This is a genomic window from Escherichia sp. MOD1-EC4550 (assembly GCF_963876935.1).
In the GTDB taxonomy this organism is placed as follows: domain Bacteria; phylum Pseudomonadota; class Gammaproteobacteria; order Enterobacterales; family Enterobacteriaceae; genus Escherichia; species Escherichia coli_F.
The window spans coordinates 22714-49072 of sequence record NZ_CAWNSE010000052.1; the positions used below are offsets into that span (position 1 = coordinate 22714).

28 protein-coding genes, 1 pseudogene and 1 other annotated feature are annotated in these 26359 nt (G+C 49.4%); of the genes and pseudogenes, 13 read left to right on the forward strand and 16 right to left on the reverse strand.

Annotated elements, in window-relative coordinates:
• Positions 1 to 45 precede the first annotated feature (45 nt).
• The 3 genes and pseudogenes from AACU19_RS21275 to AACU19_RS21285 all read right to left on the reverse strand — a co-directional run.
• Entirely contained in the window at positions 46 to 585 is a 540-nt protein-coding gene (locus AACU19_RS21275) for a septation protein A (protein WP_000808667.1), read from the reverse strand.
• Between the two features lie 29 nt (positions 586 to 614).
• Positions 615 to 1358 carry a YciC family protein gene (locus tag AACU19_RS21280; RefSeq protein ID WP_000028541.1) on the reverse strand — a complete coding sequence of 248 codons (744 nt, stop codon included), beginning with the start codon at positions 1356 to 1358 and terminating at the stop codon, positions 615 to 617.
• A 27-nt stretch (positions 1359 to 1385) separates the two neighbouring features.
• Positions 1386 to 1475, reverse strand: a pseudogene (locus tag AACU19_RS21285) (YkgJ family cysteine cluster protein); the annotation flags it as partial.
• A gap of 239 nt (positions 1476 to 1714) precedes the next feature.
• On the opposite strand from AACU19_RS21285, the gene ompW reads away from it, so the two are divergent.
• Positions 1715 to 2353: an outer membrane protein OmpW gene (gene ompW, locus AACU19_RS21290; protein WP_000737226.1), complete on the forward strand. Its 639-nt coding sequence runs from the start codon at positions 1715 to 1717 to the stop codon at positions 2351 to 2353.
• Between the two features lie 59 nt (positions 2354 to 2412).
• Here the strand turns inward: ompW and AACU19_RS21295 are convergent, their stop codons facing one another.
• The 9 genes from AACU19_RS21295 to trpL form a co-directional block, all read right to left on the reverse strand.
• Positions 2413 to 2919, reverse strand: coding sequence for a ferritin-like domain-containing protein (locus AACU19_RS21295; RefSeq protein ID WP_105278504.1), 507 nt, complete (start codon positions 2917 to 2919; stop codon positions 2413 to 2415).
• A gap of 45 nt (positions 2920 to 2964) precedes the next feature.
• Positions 2965 to 3465, reverse strand: coding sequence for a YciE/YciF ferroxidase family protein (locus AACU19_RS21300; protein WP_001056440.1), 501 nt, complete (start codon positions 3463 to 3465; stop codon positions 2965 to 2967).
• A gap of 85 nt (positions 3466 to 3550) precedes the next feature.
• Positions 3551 to 3730 carry a general stress protein gene (locus AACU19_RS21305; protein WP_000807647.1) on the reverse strand — a complete coding sequence of 60 codons (180 nt, stop codon included), beginning with the start codon at positions 3728 to 3730 and terminating at the stop codon, positions 3551 to 3553.
• Positions 3731 to 4110: 380 nt separating this feature from the next.
• Complete coding sequence (gene trpA / locus AACU19_RS21310) at positions 4111 to 4917, reverse strand: tryptophan synthase subunit alpha (protein ID WP_105278505.1); 807 nt, start codon at positions 4915 to 4917, stop codon at positions 4111 to 4113.
• Positions 4917 to 6110 (reverse strand): tryptophan synthase subunit beta, encoded by a 1194-nt coding sequence (trpB, locus tag AACU19_RS21315; protein ID WP_000209509.1) that lies wholly within the window; start codon positions 6108 to 6110, stop codon positions 4917 to 4919. Before trpB ends, trpA begins: the two co-directional genes overlap by 1 nt.
• A gap of 11 nt (positions 6111 to 6121) precedes the next feature.
• Positions 6122 to 7483 (reverse strand): bifunctional indole-3-glycerol-phosphate synthase TrpC/phosphoribosylanthranilate isomerase TrpF, encoded by a 1362-nt coding sequence (trpCF, locus tag AACU19_RS21320; protein ID WP_198599083.1) that lies wholly within the window; start codon positions 7481 to 7483, stop codon positions 6122 to 6124.
• Entirely contained in the window at positions 7484 to 9079 is a 1596-nt protein-coding gene (gene trpD, locus AACU19_RS21325) for a bifunctional anthranilate synthase glutamate amidotransferase component TrpG/anthranilate phosphoribosyltransferase TrpD (protein WP_000763525.1), read from the reverse strand.
• Positions 9079 to 10641 carry an anthranilate synthase component I gene (gene trpE / locus AACU19_RS21330; RefSeq protein ID WP_105278506.1) on the reverse strand — a complete coding sequence of 521 codons (1563 nt, stop codon included), beginning with the start codon at positions 10639 to 10641 and terminating at the stop codon, positions 9079 to 9081. The genes trpD and trpE overlap by 1 nt, the downstream gene beginning before the upstream one ends.
• Before the next feature lie 21 nt (positions 10642 to 10662).
• Positions 10663 to 10756 (reverse strand) — a sequence feature (Trp leader region).
• Complete coding sequence (trpL, locus tag AACU19_RS21335; protein ID WP_001700591.1) at positions 10733 to 10777, reverse strand: trp operon leader peptide; 45 nt, start codon at positions 10775 to 10777, stop codon at positions 10733 to 10735. It overlaps the preceding feature by 24 nt.
• Before the next feature lie 136 nt (positions 10778 to 10913).
• Between trpL and rnm the strand changes: the two genes are divergently transcribed.
• The 5 genes from rnm (at position 10914) to AACU19_RS21360 (ending at position 14898) form a co-directional block, all read left to right on the forward strand.
• Positions 10914 to 11795, forward strand: a complete 882-nt coding sequence (gene rnm, locus AACU19_RS21340) for an RNase RNM (RefSeq protein ID WP_105278537.1) — start codon at positions 10914 to 10916, stop codon at positions 11793 to 11795.
• Positions 11792 to 12412, forward strand: coding sequence for an L-threonylcarbamoyladenylate synthase (locus tag AACU19_RS21345; protein WP_001295575.1), 621 nt, complete (start codon positions 11792 to 11794; stop codon positions 12410 to 12412). The genes rnm and AACU19_RS21345 overlap by 4 nt, the downstream gene beginning before the upstream one ends.
• A gap of 100 nt (positions 12413 to 12512) precedes the next feature.
• Positions 12513 to 13388 (forward strand): 23S rRNA pseudouridine(2605) synthase RluB, encoded by an 876-nt coding sequence (gene rluB / locus AACU19_RS21350; RefSeq protein ID WP_001291206.1) that lies wholly within the window; start codon positions 12513 to 12515, stop codon positions 13386 to 13388.
• Between the two features lie 169 nt (positions 13389 to 13557).
• The gene (locus AACU19_RS21355) at positions 13558 to 14580 is read left to right on the forward strand and encodes a hypothetical protein (RefSeq protein ID WP_198599084.1); all 1023 of its coding nucleotides are present in this window, start codon (positions 13558 to 13560) and stop codon (positions 14578 to 14580) included.
• A gap of 9 nt (positions 14581 to 14589) precedes the next feature.
• Positions 14590 to 14898 (forward strand): hypothetical protein, encoded by a 309-nt coding sequence (locus tag AACU19_RS21360; RefSeq protein ID WP_105278507.1) that lies wholly within the window; start codon positions 14590 to 14592, stop codon positions 14896 to 14898.
• Positions 14899 to 14954: 56 nt separating this feature from the next.
• On the opposite strand, the gene cobO is transcribed toward AACU19_RS21360, so the two are convergent.
• Together cobO and AACU19_RS21370 are read right to left on the reverse strand one after the other, a co-directional pair.
• Entirely contained in the window at positions 14955 to 15545 is a 591-nt protein-coding gene (gene cobO, locus AACU19_RS21365; RefSeq protein ID WP_039020810.1) for a cob(I)yrinic acid a,c-diamide adenosyltransferase, read from the reverse strand.
• Positions 15542 to 16300 (reverse strand): YciK family oxidoreductase, encoded by a 759-nt coding sequence (locus AACU19_RS21370; protein WP_000559303.1) that lies wholly within the window; start codon positions 16298 to 16300, stop codon positions 15542 to 15544. The genes cobO and AACU19_RS21370 overlap by 4 nt, the downstream gene beginning before the upstream one ends.
• A gap of 219 nt (positions 16301 to 16519) precedes the next feature.
• Between AACU19_RS21370 and sohB the strand changes: the two genes are divergently transcribed.
• Entirely contained in the window at positions 16520 to 17569 is a 1050-nt protein-coding gene (gene sohB / locus AACU19_RS21375) for a protease SohB (RefSeq protein ID WP_000422059.1), read from the forward strand.
• Positions 17570 to 17604: 35 nt separating this feature from the next.
• On the opposite strand, the gene AACU19_RS21380 is transcribed toward sohB, so the two are convergent.
• Positions 17605 to 17856, reverse strand: coding sequence for a YciN family protein (locus AACU19_RS21380; protein ID WP_001031530.1), 252 nt, complete (start codon positions 17854 to 17856; stop codon positions 17605 to 17607).
• Between the two features lie 379 nt (positions 17857 to 18235).
• On the opposite strand from AACU19_RS21380, the gene topA reads away from it, so the two are divergent.
• From topA to acnA, 6 genes are all read left to right on the forward strand, one after another.
• Positions 18236 to 20833, forward strand: a complete 2598-nt coding sequence (gene topA / locus AACU19_RS21385) for a type I DNA topoisomerase (RefSeq protein ID WP_001309471.1) — start codon at positions 18236 to 18238, stop codon at positions 20831 to 20833.
• A gap of 209 nt (positions 20834 to 21042) precedes the next feature.
• On the forward strand, positions 21043 to 22017 hold the full coding sequence (gene cysB / locus AACU19_RS21390; RefSeq protein WP_000776253.1) for an HTH-type transcriptional regulator CysB: 975 nt from the start codon (positions 21043 to 21045) through the stop codon (positions 22015 to 22017).
• 318 nt (positions 22018 to 22335) lie between these two features.
• Positions 22336 to 22476 carry a YmiA family putative membrane protein gene (locus AACU19_RS21395; protein ID WP_241957768.1) on the forward strand — a complete coding sequence of 47 codons (141 nt, stop codon included), beginning with the start codon at positions 22336 to 22338 and terminating at the stop codon, positions 22474 to 22476.
• Positions 22477 to 22478: 2 nt separating this feature from the next.
• Positions 22479 to 22646: a protein YciX gene (gene yciX / locus AACU19_RS21400; RefSeq protein ID WP_001353237.1), complete on the forward strand. Its 168-nt coding sequence runs from the start codon at positions 22479 to 22481 to the stop codon at positions 22644 to 22646.
• A gap of 113 nt (positions 22647 to 22759) precedes the next feature.
• Positions 22760 to 22855 (forward strand): small membrane protein YmiC, encoded by a 96-nt coding sequence (ymiC, locus tag AACU19_RS21405; RefSeq protein WP_001310756.1) that lies wholly within the window; start codon positions 22760 to 22762, stop codon positions 22853 to 22855.
• Between the two features lie 163 nt (positions 22856 to 23018).
• Positions 23019 to 25694, forward strand: a complete 2676-nt coding sequence (acnA, locus tag AACU19_RS21410; RefSeq protein ID WP_105278509.1) for an aconitate hydratase AcnA — start codon at positions 23019 to 23021, stop codon at positions 25692 to 25694.
• Between the two features lie 63 nt (positions 25695 to 25757).
• Here the strand turns inward: acnA and ribA are convergent, their stop codons facing one another.
• The gene (ribA, locus tag AACU19_RS21415) at positions 25758 to 26348 is read right to left on the reverse strand and encodes a GTP cyclohydrolase II (RefSeq protein WP_001176295.1); all 591 of its coding nucleotides are present in this window, start codon (positions 26346 to 26348) and stop codon (positions 25758 to 25760) included.
• Positions 26349 to 26359: the final 11 nt, after the last annotated feature.

Here is a 26359-nt window from a genome sequence, read left to right on the forward strand (position 1 = left end):
GAACAGAGGAGATACAGTGCCAGCCCCGAAGGACTGGCAGTCTGGTTAGGATTTATCTTCCTGCGGCATGTGGCGGTAGATATAGATACCGCTTAACAATGTGAAGATTAAGGTAAGAGCGGTCAGGCCAAACACTTTAAAGTTGACCCAAATATTTTGCGGCAGCCAGAATGCGATGTAGATGTTTGCCAGACCGCAAAGGATAAAGAAAACAGCCCAGGCCAGATTCAGCTTCGACCATACCGGTTGCGGCAGCGTGAGTTCTTTACCCAGCATCCGCTGAATTAGCGGCTTTTTCATCACCCATTGGCTGACTAACAGGGCACCTGCAAACAGGGCATAAATGACAGTAACCTTCCATTTAATAAACTCATCATTGTGGAAGAACAGCGTCAAGCCACCGAAGACGACCACCAGAACAAAAGTGATCAGGGCCATCTTCTCAACCTTACGAAAGCGAACCCAGCTATATATAAGCACAATCGCCGTGGCGACGATCAGCGCCGCAGTAGCCGCATAGATGTCATAAATCTTGTAAAACGCGAAAAAGACAACCAGCGGTAAAAAATCAAGAAACTGCTTCATTTTACGATTCCGTAATCAAATGCTTAAGGTTATTGGCGAATCAACATATACAGGCGGAACAGATAGATGAGCAGTACGGCTGAAATCAGATTGCTCAAGGTGTTCGCCAGTACGGCACCAATTTCCGGGGTTAATGCGGCAAAAGAAGAGGCAAAAAGTAGCAATAGTGTTTTTGCCAGCAACCAGCTCAGTACCGCGGGTGCCACCAGACGCATATTCGCCCATGTCAGCCGCATACTGCTGCGCATCGAGGCAAAAATGCCCATTTTGTCCTGTACCAACATCACCGGTGCCAGAGCCAGTAAAATGGCCATGATAATTCCCGGAACGACCACCAGCATGATGCCAATCTGTACTAAAAGGGTAGTCAGAAAAATCAGAATAAATAACTTTGGCAATATCGGCGCACTGGCACCAATAGCTCGAAGCGCACTGACTCTCTGACCCGCAGACACCAGTTGGATAATTAATATTACGCCTCCGGCGAGAATGGCGTTACCGATTAATCCTGAAAAAGTGGACGCCGCTGAAGCCTGCAGCAAAATTTGTTGCTGTTCAGGTGACATATTCTGAACCAGGTCGAACAATCCACTACTGCCGCTAACGGGCACGCCGTCATTGAGCTGAGCAAGCTGTGCATCACTGGGTGAGAAAACATGCCCTAACACCACTGTGATAAACGCACATAGCAACGATACCAACAGAATGGTCATAAATTGATTACGGAAGAAATTTCCGGTGTCACGGTATACGGACTGCGCCGTGATAGACATGCACTCTCCTTGAGTTTTATGCAGGTGTTAATTAGCGGGCAATTGTACCCTGGTTAAGCCTCGGGTGGCAGCATCAGGTCTTGTATGGAAAAGCATATCTTTGTAAAGCGGAGGTAATTGCTGGCCTTCAGGCGTGGGCAAACCGCTGCAAGTGGCGAGCGAGTTAATATTTGCGTAGCGAAAATATTTAAAAATTGATTTAAATCACATTAACCAGGATTTCCAGTGCAACTTCTAAATTAATCCAGATCAATAAATGGTGAATTATCATATGTAATGTGATCTATGTAGGATCATTTGTTACTCCAATGTGGGTATATTCGTCACGTTTTTATAACCATAACGACGGAGCGGATATGAAAAAGTTAACAGTGGCGGCTTTGGCAGTAACAACTCTTCTCTCTGGCAGTGCCTTTGCGCATGAAGCAGGCGAATTTTTTATGCGTGCAGGTTCTGCAACCGTACGTCCAACAGAAGGTGCTGGTGGTACGTTAGGAAGTCTGGGTGGATTCAGCGTGACCAATAACACGCAACTGGGCCTGACGTTTACTTATATGGCGACCGACAACATTGGTGTGGAATTACTGGCAGCGACGCCGTTCCGCCATAAAATCGGCACCCGGGCGACCGGCGATATTGCAACCGTTCATCATCTGCCACCAACACTGATGGCGCAGTGGTATTTTGGTGATGCCAGCAGCAAATTCCGTCCTTACGTCGGGGCAGGTATTAACTACACCACCTTCTTTGATAATGGATTTAACGATCATGGCAAAGAGGCGGGGCTTTCCGATCTCAGTCTGAAAGACTCCTGGGGAGCTGCCGGGCAGGTGGGGGTTGATTATCTGATTAACCGTGACTGGTTGGTTAACATGTCAGTGTGGTACATGGATATCGATACCACCGCCAATTATAAACTGGGCGGTGCACAGCAACACGATAGCGTACGCCTCGATCCGTGGGTGTTTATGTTCTCAGCAGGATATCGTTTTTAATTCCGCACAAAAACGACCCCGTAATATACGGGGTCAATAAGGACATGGTATAAAGGGTATTATTTCTTCGCTTCTACGCCATCAGTTTCAGAGCGAATTAAAAATTTCTCAGTTGTTTGCGGAATATGCTGAAGCAGCCACTCGGCCATTTCTTTTTCCTCATTTAAAATCGCTTCGATGGTTGGAATTGAAGCTGTATCACCGGCATTTTTTGCTGCTGCTAATAGTGAGGTGTAACAGGCGATTTCAAATTGCTCGAAGACATATCCGCTAATAGAGCCTTTGACTATTTCATCAGAAGGGAATATACCACCGATTGACTGCCCAAGCGCAGCCATTTTACTCATGGAATCTTTAATGACTGAACGTGAAATGTCATTACGGTCAAGAATAGTTTCCAGTTGAACAATCTGGTTTTTGGTTTCACTAAGATGTTGTTCAATACGAGCGCGTAGTTCAGGATAATTATCTATACGACTGGCCATGGATTCAAGCATAGATTCGGCTTGCTTTTCCATTGCGTGGGCGTCACGTAACCAGTCGTGATAATGTTCAATACGATTCATGAAAATGTCCTCTTTATAAAATGACTAAAAGTTAAAGTTCATATTTCAGGCTTTATTTTCTGCTTTCTTATTTACGTTATTAAGGGCCAGATCAGTTAGTTTCATGTCGGTGGCCTTTTCTTCTTCCAGAGTTTCTTTCAGAAGCTTCGCTGCTTTACGATAACCTAATTGCTCAGCCAGTGTCGCTAATGTCCCATAACTGGCGATCTCATAGTGCTCAACTTTCTGTGCAGCGGCAATTAGTGCGGCATCACGTACTTCGTTTTTCTCGGTACTTTCGATGACCTCATTAGCTTCTTCAATGAGACCTTCCATTGCCACACATTTCATGCGCTTAATTTTCAGATTCGGTTCAGATTCCACAACTTGATCAATACGTTCAATCTGTCCATGAGTTTCCTCGAGGTGTGCATGAAAAGCCTGACTTAATTTTTCGTTTGATGTTGCTCTGGCGAGTTTTGCTAGTGCCCGTGTTAATTGTTTTTCTGCACTGTAGGTGTCTGAAAGCAGGTGAATAAATACATCTTCAATGGACTTCATATTCATATTTTTCTCCAGTGAAATCACTGCGAGCCATACGGCCCGCAGATGCAATTATCTTTCTCAGCTGATATTAATAATTAACGGTGAATCAGGATTTTCCTGATTTATTTCCACCGCTGTGCTGACCGCCTTTTTTACCCGCTTCGGATGCACGTTGCGGATCATTTTTAAAATTACCGCCGCTGTGTTGACCGCCTTTACGGCCTGCGTCGGATGCCTTCTCACGATCTTCGGCGAAATTTCCTGAACCACCACGATGTTCGGCCATGTTATTTCTCCCGTTACGTTGTATTGTTTCATAAATATGAGTGTTGTGTGTCGACACTCATTAAAATTAGTCGGTAATGAGAATTAGTCAAATTGAGCAAAGTGAGAAGGAATGTGAAAAATATATTTTGAAAAAGGCTTTCGATATATTCATAAATACCCAAGAAATAAGTGGGTTAGAGAAAATTATTGATTTTAGTAGTGTTTTGTTGCGGGATTAATTTGTTTGATTATATTACTTTTGGGCGGAAAAATGACGTAAGTTGACGTACCTCTGTTGTAAGCGGAACGGTAAAAGGATAAATAATAAATGAATTTAGGATTTTTCCTGCTTCATTAAAGATAGTTAAAATGCCGCCAGCGGAACTGGCGGCTGTGGGATTAACTGCGCGTCGCTGCTTTCATCGGTTGTACAAAAGCTTTCAGTGCCGCCAGCATTTTCTCTGGCTCATTAATATGTTGCTCGATGATTTTAACAATTGCCGAACCAGAAATCGCGCCCGCAGCTCCTGCATCAATCGCTGCTTTTACCTGATCCGGGGCGGAAATACCAAATCCTTGCAGTGGAGGCGCCGCGTTGTACTCCTTCAGCTTCGCAACCAGATGATTGAGAGGTAACGCGGCACTGTTTTCAGCTCCGGTCACACCCGCACGCGACAATAAATAGGTGTAACCACGACCGTATGAGGCAATCTGGCGCAGTAAATCATCATCAGCATTCGGCGGGCAGATGAAGATAGGTGCGACATTATGGCGCAACGCGGCCTGGCGGAAGGGCGCAGACTCTTCCACGGGCACATCGGCAACCAGCACCGAATCGACGCCGACTTTCTCGCACTCGGCATAAAACTCATCAATGCCTTTGTTAAACACCAGGTTGGCATACATCAAAAGGCCGATGGGAATGGTCGGGTACTTCTGGCGAATGAGTGCCAGCATCTCAAAGCACTGCGCCGGGGTCACACCTGCCGCAAAGGCACGCAGTGTGGCGTTTTGAATCGTCGGGCCATCTGCCAGTGGGTCGGAGAAGGGGATGCCTAACTCCAGCGCGTCGGCACCAGCTTCGATCAAAGCATCGATAATTTTCAGCGACTGCTCTACGCCCGGATCACCGAGGGTGACGAAAGGAACAAATGCGCCTTCTTTGCGTTCCTTCAACTGGGCAAACAGAGTTTCATAGCGTTCCATCAGATTTCCCCTCGAGCTTTCAAAATATCGTGAACGGTGAAGATGTCTTTATCGCCGCGACCGGAAAGGTTAACCACCAGCAACTGCTCTTTTTCCGGGTTTTCGCGCATCATTTTCAGTGCGTGAGCCAGCGCATGTGAGGATTCCAGCGCCGGGATAATCCCTTCGTGCAGGCACAGCGTTTTGAAGGCTTCCAGAGCTTCATCATCGGTGATTGACACATAATCAGCGCGTCCAATGCTGTTGAGATAAGCGTGTTGCGGGCCGACTGACGGGAAATCCAGTCCGGCAGAAATCGAGTAAGATTCTTCAATCTGCCCGTCTTCGGTTTGCATCATTGGCGCTTTCATACCGAAATAGATGCCCACGCGACCATGTTTTAACGGTGCGCCGTGCTCGCCAGTTTCGATACCGTGACCACCAGGCTCTACACCAATCAGGCCGACGTCGGTTTCGTTGATGAAATCAGCAAACATGCCGATGGCATTCGAACCGCCGCCAACACAAGCAATAACGGCATCCGGCAGACGACCTTCTCTTTCCAGAATCTGCGCTTTCGTTTCTTCGCCAATCATCCGCTGAAACTCACGCACAATGGTCGGGTAAGGATGCGGGCCAGCTGCAGTGCCCAGCATATAGTGCGCGGTTTCATAACTGCCGGACCAGTCGCGTAGCGCCTCATTACAGGCATCTTTCAGCGTCGCGGAACCGCTATGCACCGGGATCACTTCCGCACCCATTAAGCGCATACGAAAAACGTTAGGCGACTGGCGTTCAACGTCTTTGGCACCCATATAAATACGGCATTTCAGGCCGAGCAGGGCGCTGGCAAGCGCAGAAGCCACGCCATGCTGACCTGCACCGGTTTCGGCAATGATTTCAGTTTTACCCATCCGCTTCGCCAGCAAAGCCTGGCCCAGAACCTGGTTAGTTTTATGCGCGCCGCCGTGCAGCAAATCTTCACGCTTCAGATACAGCGTGGTGTTCGTCCCGGCTGTAATGTTCTGACATTTGGTCAGCGCGGTTGGGCGCCCGGCATAGTTTTTCAGCAGGTCGTTGAACTGGGCCTGAAATTCAGGATCTTTTTGCGCGCTGACAAAAGCTTCTTCCAGCTGGCGCAGAGCAGGCATCAGGATTTGTGGCACGTACATGCCGCCAAACTCACCAAAATACGGGTTAAGTAATGTTGTCATTGTTCCTTTCCTTAATATGCGCGCAGCGTCTGGAAAACCGAGGCCAAAAGACGTGCGTCTTTGATGCCCGGTTGCGACTCTACAGCAGAATTAAAATCAAGCCCGGCGCAGCCGGTTTGTGCCGCTTCCACGCAGTTATCTGCGCCTAAGCCACCCGCCAGCAGAACGTTGCCAAGCGATTGACCGTTTAACAGTGACCAGTCGAAACGTTGTCCGCTCCCGCCCTGACCGTTGTCGAATACATATTTATCGATGTGCTGAAAATCGCGCGCGGGAAGAGTTTCACCGACACTTAAAGCCTTCCAGATGGCGACGTTTGCTGGCAGAGCCTCACGCAGAGTGTCGATATACAGCTGATCTTCATTACCATGCAGTTGCACTGCCGCCAGCGATAACACCTTAGCTTTGTCCACCACATCGGCAATATCGTGATTGCGGAACACGCCAACGTATTGCAACGGTGCCGCAGCCATCACTTCCTGCGCCTGTTCAACGCTGACGCAACGGGGTGACGTTGTAACAAATATCAATCCACCGTAAATCGCGCCCGCGTCATGAGCTGCTTTAGCATCTTGCCCACGCGTCAGACCACATACTTTATTATCACCCAGCAACACCCGGCGCACGGCGGCGTTCAAATCATCATGGGCCATTAGCGCCGAACCAATCAGAAAGCCGTTAGCGAAGTGGCTTAACTCACGCACCTGGGCGTAAGTATTGATGCCGGATTCGCTGATTACCGTCACGTTGTGCCCCAGTTTCGGTGCAAGCTCGCGGGTATGGTTAAGATCAATCGACAAATCACGCAGATCGCGGTTGTTGATGCCAACGACTTTTGCTCCCAATGCAATGGCGCGCTCCAGTTCCTCTTCATTACTGACTTCGGTCAGCACGCCCATCTCCAGACTGTGGGCTACAGCAGCAAGCTGGCGATACTGATCGTCGTCCAGCACCGACAGCATTAATAAACAGGCATCGGCCTGGTAATAGCGCGCCAGATAGATCTGGTAAGGGTCGATAATAAAGTCTTTACATAAAATCGGTTGCGGGGCGATTTGGCTGACGATGGGGAGGAAATCAAAGCTCCCCTGGAAATATTTCTCATCAGTCAGTACAGAAATTGCCGAAGCGTAATGCTTATAAATGGCGGCAATGCGTGCCGGATCGAAATCATCACGTATCACGCCTTTTGACGGCGACGCTTTCTTGCACTCCAGAATAAACGCCGTGCGTGCACCCTGTAGCGCATCATAAAAATGTCGCGTGCTCGGCTGAACCTTATTCTGAAAACTGGCCAGCGGTTGCTGCTGTTTGCGGGCTTCTACCCAAATCGCCTTGTCTGCGACGATTTTCGCTAAAACGGTTTGCATCATTTACCCTCGTGCCGCCAGTGCGGTGACTCTGTCGTAAGCGGAACCACTGCGCAGTACCTCAAGAACGGTTTGCGCATTGGTTTGCAGATCTTCCTGGCCATGCAGGCGCATTAACATGGCGACATTCGCCGCGACAGCTGCTTCATGGGCGGCGTCGCCTTTACCTTGTAACAAGCGTGTTAAAATGTCACGGTTTTCTTCCGGTGTTCCGCCTGCCAGTTGCTCCTGATGGTAGGGTGTCAGGCCAAAATCTTCAGCGGTCAACTGATAGCTCTTAATTTCGCCGTCATGCAGTTCGGCAACGATTGTCGGCGCGTGTAATGAAACTTCATCCATCCCCCCGCTGTGCACCACCGCTGCGCGTTGATACCCCAGCACGCGCAAGGTTTCGGCAATTGGCAGCACCAGTTCCGGGCTGTAGACACCAATTAGCGCCAGCGGCGGATGCGCCGGGTTAATCAGTGGCCCCAGCACGTTGAACAGGGTGCGGGTTTTCAGTTGCTGGCGAACCGGCATCGCATGGCGAAATCCGGTGTGATATTTCGGCGCAAAGAGGAAACAGACGCCTAACTCATCCAGCGCCTGGCGCGATTTATCGGCGTTCATATCAAGATTAATACCGAATGCCGCCAGCAGATCCGACGAGCCGGATTTACTGGAGACGCTGCGGTTACCGTGTTTCGCCACTTTCAGCCCACAGGCCGCGGCGACAAACGCACTGGCGGTAGAAATGTTGATGCTGTTGCTGCCGTCACCACCGGTGCCGACGATATCAGCAAACAGATAATCCGGGCGCGGGAACGGCGCGGCGTTTTCCAGTAGCGCCGTTGCTGCTCCGGCGATTTCGTTCGGGTGCTCGCCGCGAATTTTCATGCTGACCAGTGCTGCCGCCAGTTGTTCCGGCTTCAGTTCACCACGCACCACCGCAGAAAAAAGCTGGTGGCTTTCCTGCTGGCTAAGCGTCTGCGCCTGATACAGTTTTTCCAGAATTGGTTGCAGTGTGTTGGTCGGCTCCAGTTTCTGTTGTGCCCAGGCCAGCGTTTGTTCCAGCAGGCGAGCCCCCTGGGTGGTGAGAATGGATTCCGGATGGAACTGGAATCCGCAAACACGATCCGCATCATGACGCACCGCCATCACCATGCCGTTAAAATGGGCATTGATGGTTAAACCTGCCGGAATGTTACTGCCAACCAACGAGTGATAACGCGCTACCGGCAATGGATTTGTTAATCCGGCAAACATCGCCTGACCGTCGTGTTCAATGCTGGATGCTTTACCGTGCAGAATTTCGCCCGCCTGACCGACATACCCCCCGTAAGCTTCGACAATCGCCTGATGACCGAGGCAAATGCCGATAATTGGCAGCTTGCCGCGCAGTCGGGTGAGGAGTTCCGGCATACAACCCGCTTCACTCGGCACTCCGGGGCCAGGAGAAAGCATCAGCACCGGATTGCTCATGGTCGCAAGACGTTCAATTAAGGTTTGCGCCGGAATATGGTTGCGGTAAATCACCACGTTATGACCATTGCTGCGCAACTGATCTGCCAGGTTATAAGTAAAAGAGTCGATATTATCGAGCAGCAGAATGTCAGCCATCAGAAAGTCTCCTGTGCATGATGCGCGGTGGCGATAGCGCGCAGTACAGCGCGGGCTTTATTACGGGTTTCGTCGGCTTCCGACTGCGGAACAGAATCAAGGACTACGCCAGCACCGGCTTGCACGGTGGCGATACCGTTTTCCACCAGCGCCGAACGGATGACAATGCAGGTGTCGAGATCGCCATGTGCGGTGAAATAACCTACCGCGCCGCCGTAGCTGCCGCGTCGACGACCTTCCGCTTCGGCAATTAACTGCATGGCGCGCACTTTCGGGGCACCGCTTAACGTGCCCATATTCATACAGGCGCGGTAAGCGTGCAGGGCGTCAAGATCGTGGCGCAGCTCACCGACCACGCGGGAGACGAGATGCATCACGTAAGAGTAACGGTCAACTTTGGTGAGATCGGCTACGTAGCGGCTGCCAGGAGTGCAAATGCGCGCAAGGTCATTTCGGGCGAGATCCACCAGCATCAGATGTTCAGAAAGCTCTTTATGGTCGGTACGCATCTCCAGTTCAATGCGGCTGTCCAGGTCTCTGTCCAGTGAACCATCGGCGCGACGTCCTCGTGGGCGTGTTCCGGCAATCGGGTAGATCTCAATCTGGCGGCTGGAGGCGTCATACTTGAGCGAACTTTCTGGCGACGCACCGAACAGGGTGAAATCATTATCCTGCATAAAAAACATGTACGGGCTGGGATTACTCTTTTTCAGCACGTAATAGGCCGCCAGCGGTGACGGACAGGGCAGCGAGAAACGGCGAGATGGCACGACCTGGAAAATTTCTCCGGCGCGAATCGCTTTTTGCAACGAACGCACTACGCCACCGAACTCTTCATCGCTCTGATTACATTCACAACGCATATGCGGCACGGAAACTACCGGCAGCGGTGGCGCGGTTTCGGTCAGTTGCTGGCGAAGTTCGTTCAGGCGAGCAGTGAGACGTTGTTTTTCTTCTTCATTTTGACCAAACAGGCTGGCCTGAATACGGGTACTTTTTTTCTGATGATCGATAACCATCAGCGTTTCAGCGAGATAAAAACAGAAATCAGGGCAGTTATTTTCCGCTGCCAGTTGCGGTAAATCTTCAAACCCCGCCACAAGGTCATAAGAGAACAGGCCGCCGAAGAACATTGCTTCTCGTTCTTCCTTCGGTACATTCAACAGATTCTGCAATAAGCGGAAAGCGTCAAAAACCGAAAGAGAGCATAAGCGGGCGTCTTCATCCAGCAATGGACTGACAGGAGGGAAGCGCAGCACGCGGCAGTTTGGTGATTGTTCATTTTCCACACCCGCGGGCAGGGCGTTATCCAGTAATGCCAGCAGAGCTTCGCCATTGCCGGAGAGCGCCTTAATTGTGACAGTGTCACCTAATGCTGTAATGCGCAGCGCACTGTCCACTAGCAGCAGGCTTTTTAAATCATCCTTGCTGTCGATATCTGCGGATTCCAGCAGCAGCGTCGCCGGACGATCCCCACACAACTGATGAAAAAGCGCGGTCGGATTATCGCGATAAGCACCTTCGCAGGTTAACAGTTCGAGAGTCGGTTTTTGTGTTTGCATTGTTATTCTCTAATTTTGTTCAAAAAAAAGCCCGCTCATTAGGCGGGCTGGGTATCTGATTGCTTTACGCATGGTGAATACACTGCCCGTTTCAGGAAGTGCGCCACCAACCTTTCAGTACGAAAATCGCTTTCATTGTCGATACCCTTTTTACGTGAACTTGCGTACTAGTTAACTAGTTCGATGATTAATTGTCAACAGCTCATTTCAGAATATTTGCCAGAACCGTTATGATGTCGGCGCAAAAACATTATCCAAAACGGGAGTGCGCCTTGAGCGACACGAATTACGCAGTGATTTATGACCTGCACAGCCATACCACAGCTTCCGATGGCTGCCTGACGCCAGAAGCATTGGTGCACCGTGCAGTCGAGATGCGCGTCGGCACCCTGGCGATCACCGACCATGACACCACAGCGGCAATCGCGCCAGCAAGAGAAGAAATTTCACGTTCAGGACTGGCACTGAATCTTATTCCTGGCGTGGAAATATCCACCGTCTGGGAAAATCATGAAATTCATATTGTCGGGCTGAATATTGATATTACTCATCCGCTAATGTGTGAGTTCCTCGCGCAGCAGACAGAACGGCGCAATCAGCGGGCGAAGTTAATTGCCGAAAGACTGGAAAAAGCGCAAATACCTGGGGCGCTGGAAGGCGCGCAACGACTGGCGCAGGGCGGTGCGGTGACGCGCGGTCATTTTGCTCGTTTCTTGGTTGAATGTGGCAAAGCCAGTTCAATGGCGGATGTCTTTAAAAAATATCTGACACGCGGGAAAACCGGATACGTTCCACCACAGTGGTGTACAATAGAACAAGCTATTGATGTCATTCATCATTCTGGCGGTAAGGCAGTGCTTGCTCATCCTGGGCGGTACAATCTTAGTGCTAAATGGCTGAAAAGATTGGTTGCGCATTTTGCCGAACACCACGGCGACGCGATGGAAGTCGCGCAATGCCAGCAATCGCCCAATGAACGCACCCAGCTGGCGACACTTGCGCGTCAGCATCATTTATGGGCATCACAAGGATCTGATTTTCATCAGCCATGCCCGTGGATCGAACTGGGTCGTAAACTCTGGCTGCCCGCAGGCGTTGAAGGCGTCTGGCAGCTATGGGAACAGCCGCAGAACACCACAGAGAGGGAATTATGAGCCAGTTTTTTTATATTCATCCTGATAACCCGCAGCAACGTCTGATCAACCAGGCGGTGGAAATCGTGCGTAAAGGCGGGGTGATTGTTTATCCAACTGATTCCGGCTATGCGCTCGGCTGTAAAATTGAAGATAAAAACGCCATGGAGCGTATTTGTCGTATTCGCCAGCTGCCGGACGGTCACAACTTTACCCTGATGTGTCGCGATCTTTCTGAACTCTCGACCTATTCATTTGTCGATAACGTTGCGTTTCGTTTGATGAAAAACAATACGCCGGGTAACTACACTTTCATCCTGAAGGGGACGAAGGAAGTGCCACGCCGTCTGTTGCAGGAAAAACGCAAAACCATCGGTATGCGTGTGCCTTCTAACCCGATTGCGCAGGCGTTGCTTGAAGCATTGGGCGAACCGATGCTTTCCACATCACTGATGCTACCAGGCAGCGAATTTACCGAGTCTGATCCGGAAGAAATTAAAGACCGTCTGGAAAAACAGGTGGATTTGATTATTCACGGCGGCTATCTCGGGCAGAAACCGACAACGGTTATTGATCTCACCGATGATACGCCGGTCGTGGTGCGTGAAGGCGTAGGTGATGTGAAGCCTTTTTTATAAGTGCTTAACTCTGTATACTACGCGGCCTTAAAATGGCGCTCTACTGCGCCATTGATTCTCCTGTTCGACGCCTGGGAAGGCGACACCAAAAGGAAGCTCTATGAGCGAAAAGCTACAGAAAGTGCTGGCGCGTGCCGGCCACGGTTCTCGCCGTGAAATCGAATCTATTATTGAAGCCGGTCGTGTGAGTGTAGATGGCAAAATTGCTAAGCTCGGTGATCGCGTTGAAATTACCCCTGGATTGAAAATCCGTATCGATGGTCACCTGATTTCGGTACGTGAGTCCGCTGAACAAATTTGTCGCGTTCTGGCCTATTACAAACCGGAAGGTGAGTTGTGTACCCGTAACGATCCGGAAGGGCGTCCAACGGTATTTGACCGTCTGCCAAAGCTGCGTGGCGCACGCTGGATTGCCGTAGGTCGTCTGGACGTTAACACCTGTGGTCTGCTGCTGTTCACCACCGACGGTGAGCTGGCAAACCGTTTAATGCATCCAAGCCGTGAAGTTGAACGTGAATATGCCGTGCGTGTATTTGGTCAGGTTGACGACGCGAAACTGCGTGATTTGAGTCGTGGCGTGCAGCTGGAAGATGGTCCGGCAGCCTTTAAAACCATTAAGTTCAGCGGCGGCGAAGGGATCAACCAGTGGTACAACGTTACTCTGACCGAAGGCCGTAACCGTGAAGTTCGTCGTCTTTGGGAAGCTGTTGGTGTGCAGGTGAGCCGTCTGATCCGCGTGCGTTACGGTGATATCCCACTGCCGAAAGGTCTGCCACGCGGTGGCTGGACTGAGCTGGATCTTGCCCAGACTAACTATCTGCGTGAGCTGGTGGAACTACCGCCAGAAACCAGCTCTAAAGTTGCTGTAGAAAAAGACCGTCGTCGTATGAAGGCGAATCAAATTCGTCGTGCGGTGAAACGTCACAGCCAGGTCAGCGGCGGTCGTCGTTCTGGTGGACGTAATAATAACGGTTAATTTAAGTTAAGTATTAAATAAAGGCCCTGCGGGGCCTTTTCTTCATTTGAAGCATGATAAATAGTCGCAGTATTTTAATTTAATTTCATACTTGCTTATGAATAATGCCAGGGAATAGCCACATTACTATTTAATTATCTGAGATAAACTCAACGTCAAGAGGTGGGTTATGATTAGATATAGTGGATTATTTCTATCGCTGTTAATGCTTTCAGGTTGTGCAACTGAAGCATTGAAAAATGAACAAGCTGAAACTGTTATTACTGCGGGTAACAAGGCGGTTGCGGCGAATGCAAGTTTCTTTAAACAATACTATGCTTCTCGTGAAAACTTTCTTGTTAATTTTTATGCGACTAATCCGGATTGTGCATTGCGACCTGATTATGAAACGATTATGGAAAATAATACTAATAAAGAGTCCTTATGTATGCAATCAGAGAAAGGGGACAAAACATCGTATAAAGACGTTACTAAAGTTCAATTGGCAACCACAGAAAAACAAAAGCTACTGGCTTCACTTGAGGTCGTTAACAGTATGAGCTCCTATGTGGAGTTGTTGACGGTGGATATGGATGTTGACGATAGTAAACAAATTATATTACTTAATCAGGCGCTCGATCATGCAAACAACGCCCAAAAACTATTTGGCCTTTCAGAAGGTGAAGAACTGACTAAGTCAGCTGTAGCTGTTAAAGATTTAGTTCAATATTTCAATGGATTATATAAAGAGAAGATTAAATCAGAAAATGTTGGTAAAACGGTAGGTAGTGACTGGCCACGACTTCAAAGAAATTTACAAGATTTACTCGATGATATAGCAACGAAACAGCAGCAAATGGATTGGAATAATTTTGCGAACATCAGCAATAATTTTTATTACTATAATAAGGCCCGAGCAAATACTAAAAACATAGAATTTAAAACATTAAAGAGTAGACAGGAATTTTTGAGTGCAGTAATTAATCTTAATGAAAGCAGATTGCGTTCATCTGATCCGGCGGCTCCAGCAATACAAGCTATTAATGCCTTCATGGATAAAGGAAATCATCTACAAGATTTATACTCTAATAAATCTCTTTCTAAAGCGGATTTAGAGCGTAGGAATGAGATCCTGCGTTCTCAAGTTATTAGTGGTCTACAGGCGTCAGAGGAGCTGGCAAAACTTCTTATTGCCAGCGGAGTTATGTTATAGGAGGTCATTATGAACGATGTGCAAAATCGACGAATACTGGCATTGCTCAATATGCTGTACTATGCCTTAGGAAACCGAACAACTTGCGATATATGTCACAAATATTTTATTCTGGTTTTGTCGGTAATGAATAATCTGACAATTAATTATGGCTCGCAAACGTCACCAGAACTGACTGGTATTAGTTATGAAGATGCTAATGATTTGATCACTGAATTAATACTGTTTATTGAAGACGTCAATGCGGATAATGACATGGTATATCCCGCACACTTGAATAAAATTCAAGCTCTTCTTAATTTTGCCGTGGCTAATTAAGCCATTCAGTATCTAAAATTAGCACCTCAAGAGGCGAACTTTTGAGGTGCTTTCACTTAATAATCAATCCCGATTTGCGCCTTAACACCAGCATCAAACGCATGTTTGACGGGGCGTAATTCACTTACCGTATCCGCCAGTTCAAGAATATCCCGATGACAACCACGCCCCGTGATAATCACCGTCTGTTGATGTGGACGTTCATTTAACGCCTGCACCACTTCTTCCAGTGGCAAATAGTCATACGCCACCATATAAGTCAGCTCATCGAGCAAAACCATATCCAGTGAAGCATCTGCCAGCATTCGTTTGGCATGTTGCCAGACTTCACGGCAGGCCGCGGTATCAGATTCGCGGTTTTGCGTATCCCAGGTAAAGCCCGTTGCCATCACCTGAAATTCAACGCCGTGTGGTTCCAGCAGATTTCGTTCGCCATTAGGCCAGGTGCCTTTAATAAACTGCACGACGCCCACTTTTTTTCCGTGACCAACTGCGCGTGTTGCCGTACCAAATGCTGCGGTGGTTTTGCCTTTTCCATTGCCGGTAAAGACGATGATAATACCGCGTTCATCCTGGGCCTGGGCCACACGGGCATCCACTTTATCTTTTACACGCTGCTGACGCTGTTGGTAGCGTTCATCACTCATTGGGATATTCCTGGTTTACGGCCCGGTTGGGCGTCAAAGGTCATGCCGGTTTTACGGCGGCTGTCATCGCCCATCAGCCAGAGGTAGAGCGGCATGATATCAGCGGGTGTTTTAAGTTTCTGTGGATCTTCGGTCGGGAAGGCGCTTGCGCGCATTGCGGTGCGCGTACCACCTGGGTTAATGCAGTTGACGCGCAGGCGCTGCTGATATTCATCGGCCAGTACCTGCATCATCCCTTCGGTGGCAAATTTCGACGCTGCATAAGCGCCCCAGTTTGCACGCCCCTGACGTCCAACGCTTGATGAAGTAAAGACCAGTGAACCGGCGTCCGATTTGAGTAATAAAGGAAGCAGTGCCTGGGTGAGCATAAAGGTGGCATTAACGTTGACCTGCATGACGTCCTGCCAGACCTGCGGATTTTGTTCGCTCATTGGGCAAACATCGCCGAGCAATCCGGCATTATGCAAAACACCATCCAGACGCGGATAATTAACGGCAATGCGCTGTGCCAGTTGTTGGCAATCTTCGGACGTGCAGGTCAGCAAATCGAGAATAAACCACTGTGGCTGACGCCCAGTTTCTTCGTTTATGTGGCTGGCTACCTGACGTAATTTTTCTTCATTACGGCCCAACAGAATCACTGTCGCACCATAGCGTGCATACGTCATCGCGGCTTCACGACCAATACCATTGCTGGCTCCCGTCACCAGGATAATGCGATCATTGAGTAAATCTTGTTTTGGCTGGTAATGCATGGCTACTCCTCAACGACGTTGTCTGTCGCGCTGCCAGTGTACTTTAAGACTTTGGGGCTTTATGCCTGAAACAGAAGGGCATTTCAATCAGCCTGGGGCGATAACACCGCAAAATGGATACTTTGTCATACTTTCGCTGCAATAACATCTCTGCGAGACGGCTTAACATGCCTGTTGTAAACTGTGAGCCAAAGCGTTGTTTAACCAAGGTGGGGACTCGTGGAATTGTTGTCTGAATATGGTTTGTTTTTGGCGAAAATCGTTACCGTTGTGCTAGCGATTGCGGCGATTGCCGCCATTATTGTCAATGTTGCTCAACGTAATAAACGCCAGCGTGGCGAGTTACGGGTCAACAATCTCAGCGAACAGTATAAGGAGATGAAAGAAGAACTGGCCGCGGCGCTGATGGACACTCATCAGCAAAAACAGTGGCATAAAGCGCAGAAGAAAAAGCACAAGCAAGAAGCGAAAGCCGCAAAAGCGAAAGCCAAACTGGGCGAGGTGGCAACTGACAGTAAACCTCGCGTCTGGGTGCTGGATTTTAAAGGCAGCATGGACGCCCATGAAGTGAACTCGCTACGTGAAGAGATAACGGCGGTACTCGCAGCATTTAAACCGCAGGATCAGGTTGTGCTACGTCTGGAAAGCCCTGGTGGCATGGTGCATGGTTACGGGCTGGCGGCTTCGCAGCTGCAGCGTCTGCGTGATAAAAACATTCCTTTAACTGTTACGGTAGACAAAGTTGCTGCCAGCGGCGGTTACATGATGGCCTGTGTGGCGGACAAAATTGTTTCCGCACCGTTTGCTATTGTGGGTTCCATTGGGGTGGTGGCGCAAATGCCCAACTTTAACCGCTTCCTGAAAAGCAAAGATATTGATATCGAACTGCACACCGCCGGGCAGTATAAGCGCACGCTGACCTTGCTGGGTGAAAACACCGAAGAAGGGCGGGAGAAATTCCGCGAAGAGCTGAACGAAACGCATCAGTTATTTAAAGATTTTGTGAAGCGTATGCGTCCGTCTCTGGATATTGAACAGGTGGCAACGGGTGAACACTGGTACGGACAACAGGCGGTAGAGAAAGGCCTGGTTGATGAAATCAACACCAGTGATGAAGTTATTCTTAGCCTGATGGAAGGCCGTGAAGTGGTCAATGTACGCTATATGCAGCGTAAACGACTCATTGACCGATTCACCGGCAGCGCGGCAGAGAGCGCTGATCGATTGTTGCTACGCTGGTGGCAGCGGGGGCAAAAGCCATTGATGTAAAAGACAAACGCGAGGGTAAGACCTCGCGTTTTGCTTTAATCAACCAGGTGATATTTTTCTGAAAGCACATGGGCCAGGTGTTTGAACATATTAAACACCGCGGTGCTTTTGGCTGTTGGCAATCCTTGTTCATCTAAAAAGTAGTCGCCGGTAAATACCAGCACGCCATTACGCTGCGTGACGCCGGTGGCTTCAATCCCTGCGAGCGTATCCTCATGCTCACGAATGATTTTATTGGCCTCTTTCAACAGCGTTTCGCGGTCGATGGGTTGTGTCTCTTTGTTCATTATTTACTCCTTAAACAAGGACATTAGTCTACGCCAGGCATGGCTTGCAGACAAATATACCACGCTGGTGGCAAGAGCGCCTTACTGGTAACTTTGGATTTTGCATGCTAATAAAGTTGCGTATCGGATTTTATCAGGTACAGTGTGACGCTTTCGTCAATCTGGCAATAGATTTGCTTGACATTCGACCAAAATTCCGTCGTGCTATAGCGCCTGTAGGCCAAGACCTGTTAACTCAGTCACCTGAATTTTCGTGAACAGAGTCACGACAAGGGGTTGATATCCGCAGAGAACGAGTCCATATCGGTAACTCGTTGCCAGTGGAAGGTTTATCAACGTGCGACGCATTCCTGGAAGAATCAAATTAGGTAAGGTGAATATGGGTAAAGCTCTTGTCATCGTTGAGTCCCCGGCAAAAGCCAAAACGATCAACAAGTATCTGGGTAGTGACTACGTGGTGAAATCCAGCGTCGGTCACATCCGCGATTTGCCGACCAGTGGCTCAGCTGCCAAAAAGAGTGCCGACTCTACCTCCACCAAGACGGCTAAAAAGCCTAAAAAGGATGAACGTGGCGCTCTCGTCAACCGTATGGGGGTTGACCCGTGGCACAATTGGGAGGCGCACTATGAAGTGCTGCCTGGTAAAGAGAAGGTCGTCTCTGAACTGAAACAACTGGCTGAAAAAGCAGACCACATCTATCTCGCAACCGACCTTGACCGCGAAGGGGAAGCCATTGCATGGCACCTGCGGGAAGTGATTGGTGGTGATGATGCGCGCTATAGCCGAGTGGTGTTTAACGAAATTACTAAAAACGCGATCCGCCAGGCATTTAACAAACCAGGTGAGCTGAATATTGATCGTGTTAATGCCCAGCAGGCGCGTCGCTTTATGGACCGCGTGGTGGGATATATGGTTTCGCCGCTGCTGTGGAAAAAGATCGCTCGTGGTCTGTCTGCAGGTCGTGTGCAGTCGGTGGCGGTCCGCCTGGTGGTCGAGCGTGAGCGTGAAATTAAAGCGTTCGTACCGGAAGAGTTCTGGGAAGTCGATGCCAGCACGACCACGCCATCTGGTGATGCGTTGGCGTTGCAGGTGACTCATCAGAACGACAAACCGTTCCGCCCGGTCAACAAAGAACAAACTCAGGCTGCGGTAAGTCTGCTGGAAAAAGCGCGCTACAGCGTGCTGGAACGTGAAGACAAACCGACAACCAGTAAACCTGGCGCTCCTTTTATTACCTCTACGCTGCAACAAGCTGCCAGCACCCGTCTTGGTTTTGGCGTTAAAAAAACCATGATGATGGCGCAGCGTCTGTATGAAGCGGGCTATATCACTTACATGCGTACCGACTCCACCAACCTGAGTCAGGACGCAGTAAATATGGTTCGCGGTTATATCAGCGATAATTTTGGTAAGAAATACTTGCCGGAAAGTCCGAATCAGTACGCCAGCAAAGAAAACTCACAGGAAGCGCACGAAGCGATTCGTCCTTCTGACGTCAATGTGATGGCGGAATCGTTGAAGGATATGGAAGCAGATGCGCAGAAACTGTACCAGTTAATCTGGCGTCAGTTCGTTGCCTGCCAGATGACCCCAGCGAAATATGACTCCACGACGCTGACCGTTGGTGCGGGCGATTTCCGCCTGAAAGCACGCGGTCGTATTTTGCGCTTTGATGGCTGGACGAAAGTGATGCCTGCGCTGCGTAAAGGCGATGAAGATCGTATCTTACCGGCAGTCGATAAAGGCGATGCTCTGACGCTCGTTGAACTGACACCAGCCCAGCACTTTACCAAGCCGCCAGCCCGTTTCAGTGAAGCATCGCTGGTTAAAGAGCTGGAAAAACGCGGTATCGGTCGTCCGTCTACCTACGCGTCGATCATTTCGACCATTCAGGATCGTGGCTATGTGCGAGTAGAAAATCGTCGTTTCTATGCGGAAAAAATGGGCGAAATCGTCACCGATCGCCTGGAAGAGAATTTCCGTGAGTTAATGAACTACGACTTCACCGCACAGATGGAAAACAGCCTCGACCAGGTGGCAAATCACGAAGCAGAGTGGAAAGCTGTACTGGATCACTTCTTCTCGGATTTCACCCAGCAGTTAGATAAAGCTGAAAAAGATCCCGAAGAGGGGGGTATGCGCCCGAACCAGATGGTTCTGACCAGCATCGACTGCCCGACCTGTGGTCGCAAAATGGGTATTCGCACAGCGAGCACCGGGGTATTCCTTGGCTGTTCCGGCTACGCTCTGCCACCGAAAGAGCGTTGCAAAACCACCATCAACCTGGTGCCGGAAAACGAAGTGCTGAACGTGCTGGAAGGTGAAGACGCTGAAACCAACGCGCTGCGCGCAAAACGTCGTTGCCCGAAATGCGGCACGGCGATGGACAGCTATCTCATCGATCCGAAACGTAAGTTGCATGTCTGTGGTAATAACCCAACCTGCGACGGTTACGAGATCGAAGAGGGCGAATTCCGCATTAAGGGTTATGACGGCCCGATCGTTGAGTGTGAAAAATGTGGATCTGAAATGCACCTGAAAATGGGGCGTTTCGGTAAATACATGGCCTGCACTAACGAAGAGTGTAAAAACACACGTAAGATTTTACGTAACGGCGAAGTGGCACCACCGAAGGAAGATCCGGTGCCATTACCGGAGCTGCCGTGCGAAAAATCAGATGCTTATTTCGTGCTGCGTGACGGTGCTGCCGGTGTGTTCCTGGCGGCCAATACCTTCCCGAAATCGCGTGAAACACGTGCGCCACTGGTGGAAGAGCTTTATCGCTTCCGCGACCGTCTGCCGGAAAAACTGCGTTATCTGGCCGATGCGCCACAGCAGGATCCGGAAGGTAATAAGACCATGGTTCGCTTTAGCCGTAAAACCAAACAGCAATATGTCTCTTCGGAAAAAGACGGAAAGGCGACTGGCTGGTCAGCATTTTATGTTGATGGCAAATGGGTTGAAGGGAAAAAATAACCTTTAATTCTGTCAGGTTATTATAAACAAAGGGTCGCGAAAGCGGCCCTTTTTTATTGCATATTATTTTTTCTTCACACCTATACACTAAGGCTATAAATGATATAGTGGTTATAGTTAGCACCTTTTTTATTATTAAATCGTATTAGTCACCCGCCAGGTGTGACGAAAAAACGATGTTCTGATGGCGTCTAAGTGGATGGTTTAACATGAAATTACAACAACTTCGCTATATTGTTGAGGTGGTCAATCATAACCTGAATGTCTCATCAACGGCGGAAGGACTTTACACATCACAACCCGGGATCAGTAAACAAGTCAGAATGCTGGAAGACGAGCTAGGCATTCAAATTTTTTCCCGAAGCGGCAAGCACCTGACGCAGGTAACGCCAGCAGGACAAGAAATAATTCGTATCGCTCGTGAAGTCCTGTCGAAAGTCGATGCCATAAAATCGGTCGCCGGAGAGCACACCTGGCCGGATAAAGGCTCGCTGTATATCGCCACCACGCATACCCAGGCACGCTATGCGTTACCAAACGTCATCAAAGGCTTTATTGAGCGTTATCCTCGCGTTTCTTTGCATATGCACCAGGGCTCGCCGACACAAATTGCTGATGCTGTCTCTAAAGGCAATGCCGATTTCGCTATCGCCACAGAAGCGCTGCATCTGTATGAAGATTTAGTGATGTTACCGTGCTACCACTGGAATCGGGCTATTGTAGTCACTCCGGATCACCCGCTGGCAGGCAAAAAAGCCATTACCATTGAAGAACTGGCGCAATATCCGTTGGTGACATATACCTTCGGCTTTACCGGACGCTCAGAACTGGATACTGCCTTTAACCGCGCAGGGTTAACGCCGCGTATCGTCTTCACGGCAACGGATGCTGACGTCATTAAAACTTACGTCCGGTTAGGGTTGGGGGTAGGGGTTATTGCCAGCATGGCGGTGGATCCGGTCGCCGATCCCGACCTGGTGCGCGTTGATGCTCACGATATCTTCAGCCACAGTACAACCAAAATTGGTTTTCGCCGTAGTACTTTTTTGCGCAGTTATATGTATGATTTCATTCAGCGTTTTGCACCGCATTTAACGCGTGATGTCGTTGATGCGGCTGTCGCATTGCGCTCTAATGAAGAAATTGAGGTCATGTTTAAAGATATAAAACTGCCGGAAAAATAATTTCTTGCGTTATTTTCGGCACCTTTTATGTAGCGAAGGTGCCGGAATATATTCTCTTTTGTTGCTTATTTGTATACCGTGCACAATATTTTTATCCCTCATATTTATAGGGTAAATTACCTGTAAAGTAGTGTCTAATTACCCGCCTCGCAAACTCCAGTTTTCAAATATCTATTTCAGGTCAAAAGATTGAATTATTCACTGGAGACGATTCGTAAATTCGCTGGATTTTTGACTAAAGTTTCTTTAGGATTTGTCTCATCGTATGATTAATTACACCAATCGTTCAACGTCTTGCTGATAAGTGATGGCGATTATATGAGGTTAGCAATGCCTTCTGGAAATCAGGAACCCCGCCGGGACCCTGAATTAAAACGCAAAGCCTGGCTAGCGGTATTTCTTGGTTCTGCACTTTTCTGGGTGGTTGTCGTACTGCTGATTTGGAAAGTGTGGGGATAACTATGGTCGGTCAGGAGCAACTGGAGTCGTCACCATTATGTCAGCATAGTGACAATGAACCAGTAACGAAACGGGAATGTTCCGTCGTTATTCCAGACGACTGGCAACTAACAACGCAGCAGCAAGCCTTTATAGAACTGTTTGCTGAAGATGATCAGCCGAAACAATAATTATCATCATTCTTATTACCCATTTTTAATGAATTAAAGGGCTTTTAATACACCGCAGCAATAACAGGTTAAGTTATCTCAACACAAAGTAATAACCGTTAAGGGTGTAGCCTATGATCAACACAAATATGAAATATTGGTCCTGGATGGGCGCATTTTCTCTGTCGATGCTCTTCTGGGCCGAACTCCTCTGGATCATTACTCACTGATCCCTGACCCCGCTGCGGCGGGGTTTTCATTTGCTTTGCCACAAGGTTTCTCCTCTTTTATCAATTTGGGTTGTTATCAAATCGTTACGCAATGTTTGTGTTATCTTTAATATTCACCCTGAAGAGAATCAGGGCTTCGCAACCCTGTCATTAAGGAGGAGCTATGTCGTCAACCCTACGAGAAGCCAGTAAGGACACGTTGCAGGCCAAAGATAAAACTTACCACTACTACAGCCTGCCGCTTGCTGCCAAATCACTGGGCGATATCACCCGTCTGCCTAAGTCACTCAAAGTTTTGCTCGAAAACCTGCTGCGCTGGCAGGATGGTAACTCGGTTACCGAAGAGGATATCTACGCGCTGGTGGGATGGCTGAAAAATGCCCATGCTGACCGTGAAATTGCCTACCGCCCGGCAAGGGTGCTGATGCAGGACTTTACCGGCGTACCTGCCGTTGTTGATCTGGCGGCAATGCGCGAAGCGGTTAAACGCCTCGGCGGCGATACTGCAAAGGTTAACCCGCTCTCACCGGTCGACCTGGTCATTGACCACTCGGTGACCGTCGATCGTTTTGGTGATGATGAGGCATTTGAAGAAAACGTGCGCCTGGAAATGGAGCGCAACCACGAACGTTATGTGTTCCTGAAATGGGGAAAGCAGGCGTTCAGTCGTTTTAGCGTCGTGCCGCCAGGCACAGGCATTTGCCATCAGGTTAACCTCGAATATCTCGGCAAAGCAGTGTGGAGCGAATTGCAGGACGGTGAATGGATTGCCTATCCGGATACACTCGTTGGTACTGACTCGCACACCACCATGATCAACGGCCTTGGCGTGCTGGGGTGGGGCGTTGGTGGGATCGAAGCCGAAGCCGCAATGTTAGGCCAGCCGGTTTCCATGCTTATCCCGGACGTAGTGGGCTTTAAACTCACCGGAAAATTACGTGAAGGTATTACCGCCACAGACCTGGTTCTCACCGTTACCCAAATGCTGCGCAAACATGGCGTGGTGGGGAAATTCGTCGAATTTTATGGTGATGGGCTGGATTCACTACCGCTGGCGGATCGCGCCACCATTGCCAATATGTCGCCAGAATATGGTGCCACCTGTGGCTTCTTCCCAATCGATGCTGTCACCCTCGATTACATGCGTTTAAGCGGGCGCAGCGAAGATCAGGTCGAGTTGGTCGAAAAATATGCCAAAGCGCAGGGCATGTGGCGTAACCCGGGCGATGAACCGATTTTTACCAGTACGTTAGAACTGGATATGAATGACGTTGAAGCGAGCCTGGCAGGGCCAAAACGCCCACAGGATCGCGTTTCACTGCCCGATGTACCAAAAGCATTTGCCGCCAGTAACGAACTGGAAGTAAATGCCACGCATAAAGATCGCCAGCCGGTCGATTATGTTATGAACGGACATCAGTATCAGTTACCTGATGGCGCGGTGGTCATTGCTGCGATAACGTCGTGCACCAACACCTCTAACCCAAGTGTGCTGATGGCCGCTGGTTTGCTGGCGAAAAAAGCTGTAACTCTGGGCCTCAAGCGGCAACCGTGGGTCAAAGCGTCGCTGGCACCAGGCTCGAAAGTCGTTTCTGATTATCTGGCAAAAGCGAAACTGACACCGTATCTGGATGAACTGGGATTTAACCTTGTGGGATACGGTTGTACCACCTGTATTGGTAACTCTGGTCCATTGCCCGATCCTATCGAAACGGCAATCAAAAAAGGCGATTTAACCGTCGGTGCGGTGCTGTCCGGCAACCGTAACTTTGAAGGCCGTATCCATCCGCTGGTTAAAACTAACTGGCTGGCCTCGCCGCCGCTGGTGGTTGCCTATGCGCTGGCGGGAAATATGAATATTAACCTCGCTTCTGAGCCTATTGGTCACGATCGTAAAGGCGATCCGGTATATCTGAAAGATATCTGGCCATCGGCACAAGAAATTGCCCGTGCGGTAGAACAAGTCTCCACAGAAATGTTCCGCAAAGAGTACGCAGAAGTTTTTGAAGGCACGGCGGAATGGAAAGAGATTAACGTTGCGCGATCCGATACCTACGGTTGGCAGGAGGATTCAACCTATATTCGCTTATCGCCTTTCTTTGATGAAATGCAGGCAACACCAGCACCTGTGGAAGATATTCACGGTGCGCGGATCCTCGCAATGCTGGGGGATTCGGTTACCACTGACCACATTTCTCCGGCGGGCAGCATTAAGCCCGATAGCCCGGCGGGGCGATATCTACAAGGTCGGGGTGTTGAGCGCAAAGACTTTAACTCCTACGGTTCGCGGCGTGGTAACCATGAAGTGATGATGCGCGGCACCTTCGCCAATATTCGCATCCGTAATGAAATGGTGCCTGGCGTTGAAGGGGGGATGACGCGGCATTTACCTGACAGCGAGGTCATCTCTATTTATGATGCCGCGATGCGCTATAAGCAGGAACAAACGCCGCTGGCGGTGATTGCCGGGAAAGAGTATGGATCAGGCTCCAGCCGTGACTGGGCGGCAAAAGGTCCGCGTCTGCTTGGCATTCGTGTTGTGATTGCCGAATCGTTTGAACGAATTCACCGCTCGAATTTAATTGGCATGGGCATCCTGCCGCTGGAATTTCCGCAAGGCGTGACGCGTAAAACGTTAGGGCTAATCGGGGAAGAGAAGATTGATATTGTCGATCTGCAAAGTCTACAACCCGGTGCGACGGTTCCGGTGACGTTTACGCGCGCGGATGGTAGCCAGGAAGTCGTACCCTGCCGTTGTCGTATCGACACCGCGACGGAGTTGACCTACTACCAGAACGACGGCATTTTGCATTATGTCATTCGTAATATGTTGAAGTAACGAGTATTTGCTTGCCGGTTATTTTGCTTCCGGCAAGCAAATGAATTACACAATGCAAGAGGGTTATTTGTTCAGCAAATGACCCATTTTCTCGGCTTTGGTATCGAGATAATGTTCGTTATTGGGGTTACGACCTACAATCAACGGTACGCGTTCAACAATATTAATCCCTGCTTCGGTCAGAATTTCGACTTTTTTCGGGTTGTTGGTTAACAAGCGGACTTCATTGACGCCAAGGAGTTTGAACATATCAGCGCAAAGAGTGAAGTCGCGCTCATCAGCGGCGAAGCCTAACTGGTGGTTAGCCTCTACAGTATCGTAACCTTGATCCTGCAGTGCATAAGCGCGGATTTTATTCAGCAGACCAATGTTACGACCTTCCTGACGGTGATACAGCAAAATACCACGGCCTTCTTCGGCAATTTGCGTCAGTGCCGCTTCGAGCTGGAAGCCACAATCGCAGCGCAAGCTGAACAGGGCGTCACCGGTCAGACATTCGGAATGGACGCGCGCAAGTACCGGGGTATGCCCGGAAATATCGCCATAGACTAGCGCGACATGATCGTGTCCGGTTGCCAGTTCTTCAAATCCCACCATCAGGAAATCGCCCCATGGGGTTGGCAGTTTGGCTTCTGCCACACGTTTAAGCTGCATGAAATTCTCCA

Excerpts from the sequence above, each read along its gene's own strand:
- AACU19_RS21275 (WP_000808667.1), bottom strand. The coding sequence starts at position 585 with ATGAAGCAGTTTCTTGATTTTTTACCGCTGGTTGTCTTTTTCGCGTTT.
- AACU19_RS21280 (WP_000028541.1), bottom strand. The coding sequence starts at position 1,358 with ATGTCTATCACGGCGCAGTCCGTATACCGTGACACCGGAAATTTCTTC.
- ompW (WP_000737226.1), top strand. The coding sequence starts at position 1,715 with ATGAAAAAGTTAACAGTGGCGGCTTTGGCAGTAACAACTCTTCTCTCT.
- AACU19_RS21295 (WP_105278504.1), bottom strand. The coding sequence starts at position 2,919 with ATGAATCGTATTGAACATTATCACGACTGGTTACGTGACGCCCACGCA.
- AACU19_RS21300 (WP_001056440.1), bottom strand. The coding sequence starts at position 3,465 with ATGAATATGAAGTCCATTGAAGATGTATTTATTCACCTGCTTTCAGAC.
- AACU19_RS21305 (WP_000807647.1), bottom strand. The coding sequence starts at position 3,730 with ATGGCCGAACATCGTGGTGGTTCAGGAAATTTCGCCGAAGATCGTGAG.
- trpA (WP_105278505.1), bottom strand. The coding sequence starts at position 4,917 with ATGGAACGCTATGAAACTCTGTTTGCCCAGTTGAAGGAACGCAAAGAA.
- trpB (WP_000209509.1), bottom strand. The coding sequence starts at position 6,110 with ATGACAACATTACTTAACCCGTATTTTGGTGAGTTTGGCGGCATGTAC.
- trpCF (WP_198599083.1), bottom strand. The coding sequence starts at position 7,483 with ATGATGCAAACCGTTTTAGCGAAAATCGTCGCAGACAAGGCGATTTGG.
- trpD (WP_000763525.1), bottom strand. The coding sequence starts at position 9,079 with ATGGCTGACATTCTGCTGCTCGATAATATCGACTCTTTTACTTATAAC.
- trpE (WP_105278506.1), bottom strand. The coding sequence starts at position 10,641 with ATGCAAACACAAAAACCGACTCTCGAACTGTTAACCTGCGAAGGTGCT.
- AACU19_RS21345 (WP_001295575.1), top strand. The coding sequence starts at position 11,792 with ATGAGCCAGTTTTTTTATATTCATCCTGATAACCCGCAGCAACGTCTG.
- rluB (WP_001291206.1), top strand. The coding sequence starts at position 12,513 with ATGAGCGAAAAGCTACAGAAAGTGCTGGCGCGTGCCGGCCACGGTTCT.
- AACU19_RS21355 (WP_198599084.1), top strand. The coding sequence starts at position 13,558 with ATGATTAGATATAGTGGATTATTTCTATCGCTGTTAATGCTTTCAGGT.
- AACU19_RS21360 (WP_105278507.1), top strand. The coding sequence starts at position 14,590 with ATGAACGATGTGCAAAATCGACGAATACTGGCATTGCTCAATATGCTG.
- cobO (WP_039020810.1), bottom strand. The coding sequence starts at position 15,545 with ATGAGTGATGAACGCTACCAACAGCGTCAGCAGCGTGTAAAAGATAAA.
- AACU19_RS21370 (WP_000559303.1), bottom strand. The coding sequence starts at position 16,300 with ATGCATTACCAGCCAAAACAAGATTTACTCAATGATCGCATTATCCTG.
- AACU19_RS21380 (WP_001031530.1), bottom strand. The coding sequence starts at position 17,856 with ATGAACAAAGAGACACAACCCATCGACCGCGAAACGCTGTTGAAAGAG.
- topA (WP_001309471.1), top strand. The coding sequence starts at position 18,236 with ATGGGTAAAGCTCTTGTCATCGTTGAGTCCCCGGCAAAAGCCAAAACG.
- cysB (WP_000776253.1), top strand. The coding sequence starts at position 21,043 with ATGAAATTACAACAACTTCGCTATATTGTTGAGGTGGTCAATCATAAC.
- AACU19_RS21395 (WP_241957768.1), top strand. The coding sequence starts at position 22,336 with ATGAGGTTAGCAATGCCTTCTGGAAATCAGGAACCCCGCCGGGACCCT.
- yciX (WP_001353237.1), top strand. The coding sequence starts at position 22,479 with ATGGTCGGTCAGGAGCAACTGGAGTCGTCACCATTATGTCAGCATAGT.
- ymiC (WP_001310756.1), top strand. The coding sequence starts at position 22,760 with ATGATCAACACAAATATGAAATATTGGTCCTGGATGGGCGCATTTTCT.
- acnA (WP_105278509.1), top strand. The coding sequence starts at position 23,019 with ATGTCGTCAACCCTACGAGAAGCCAGTAAGGACACGTTGCAGGCCAAA.
- ribA (WP_001176295.1), bottom strand. The coding sequence starts at position 26,348 with ATGCAGCTTAAACGTGTGGCAGAAGCCAAACTGCCAACCCCATGGGGC.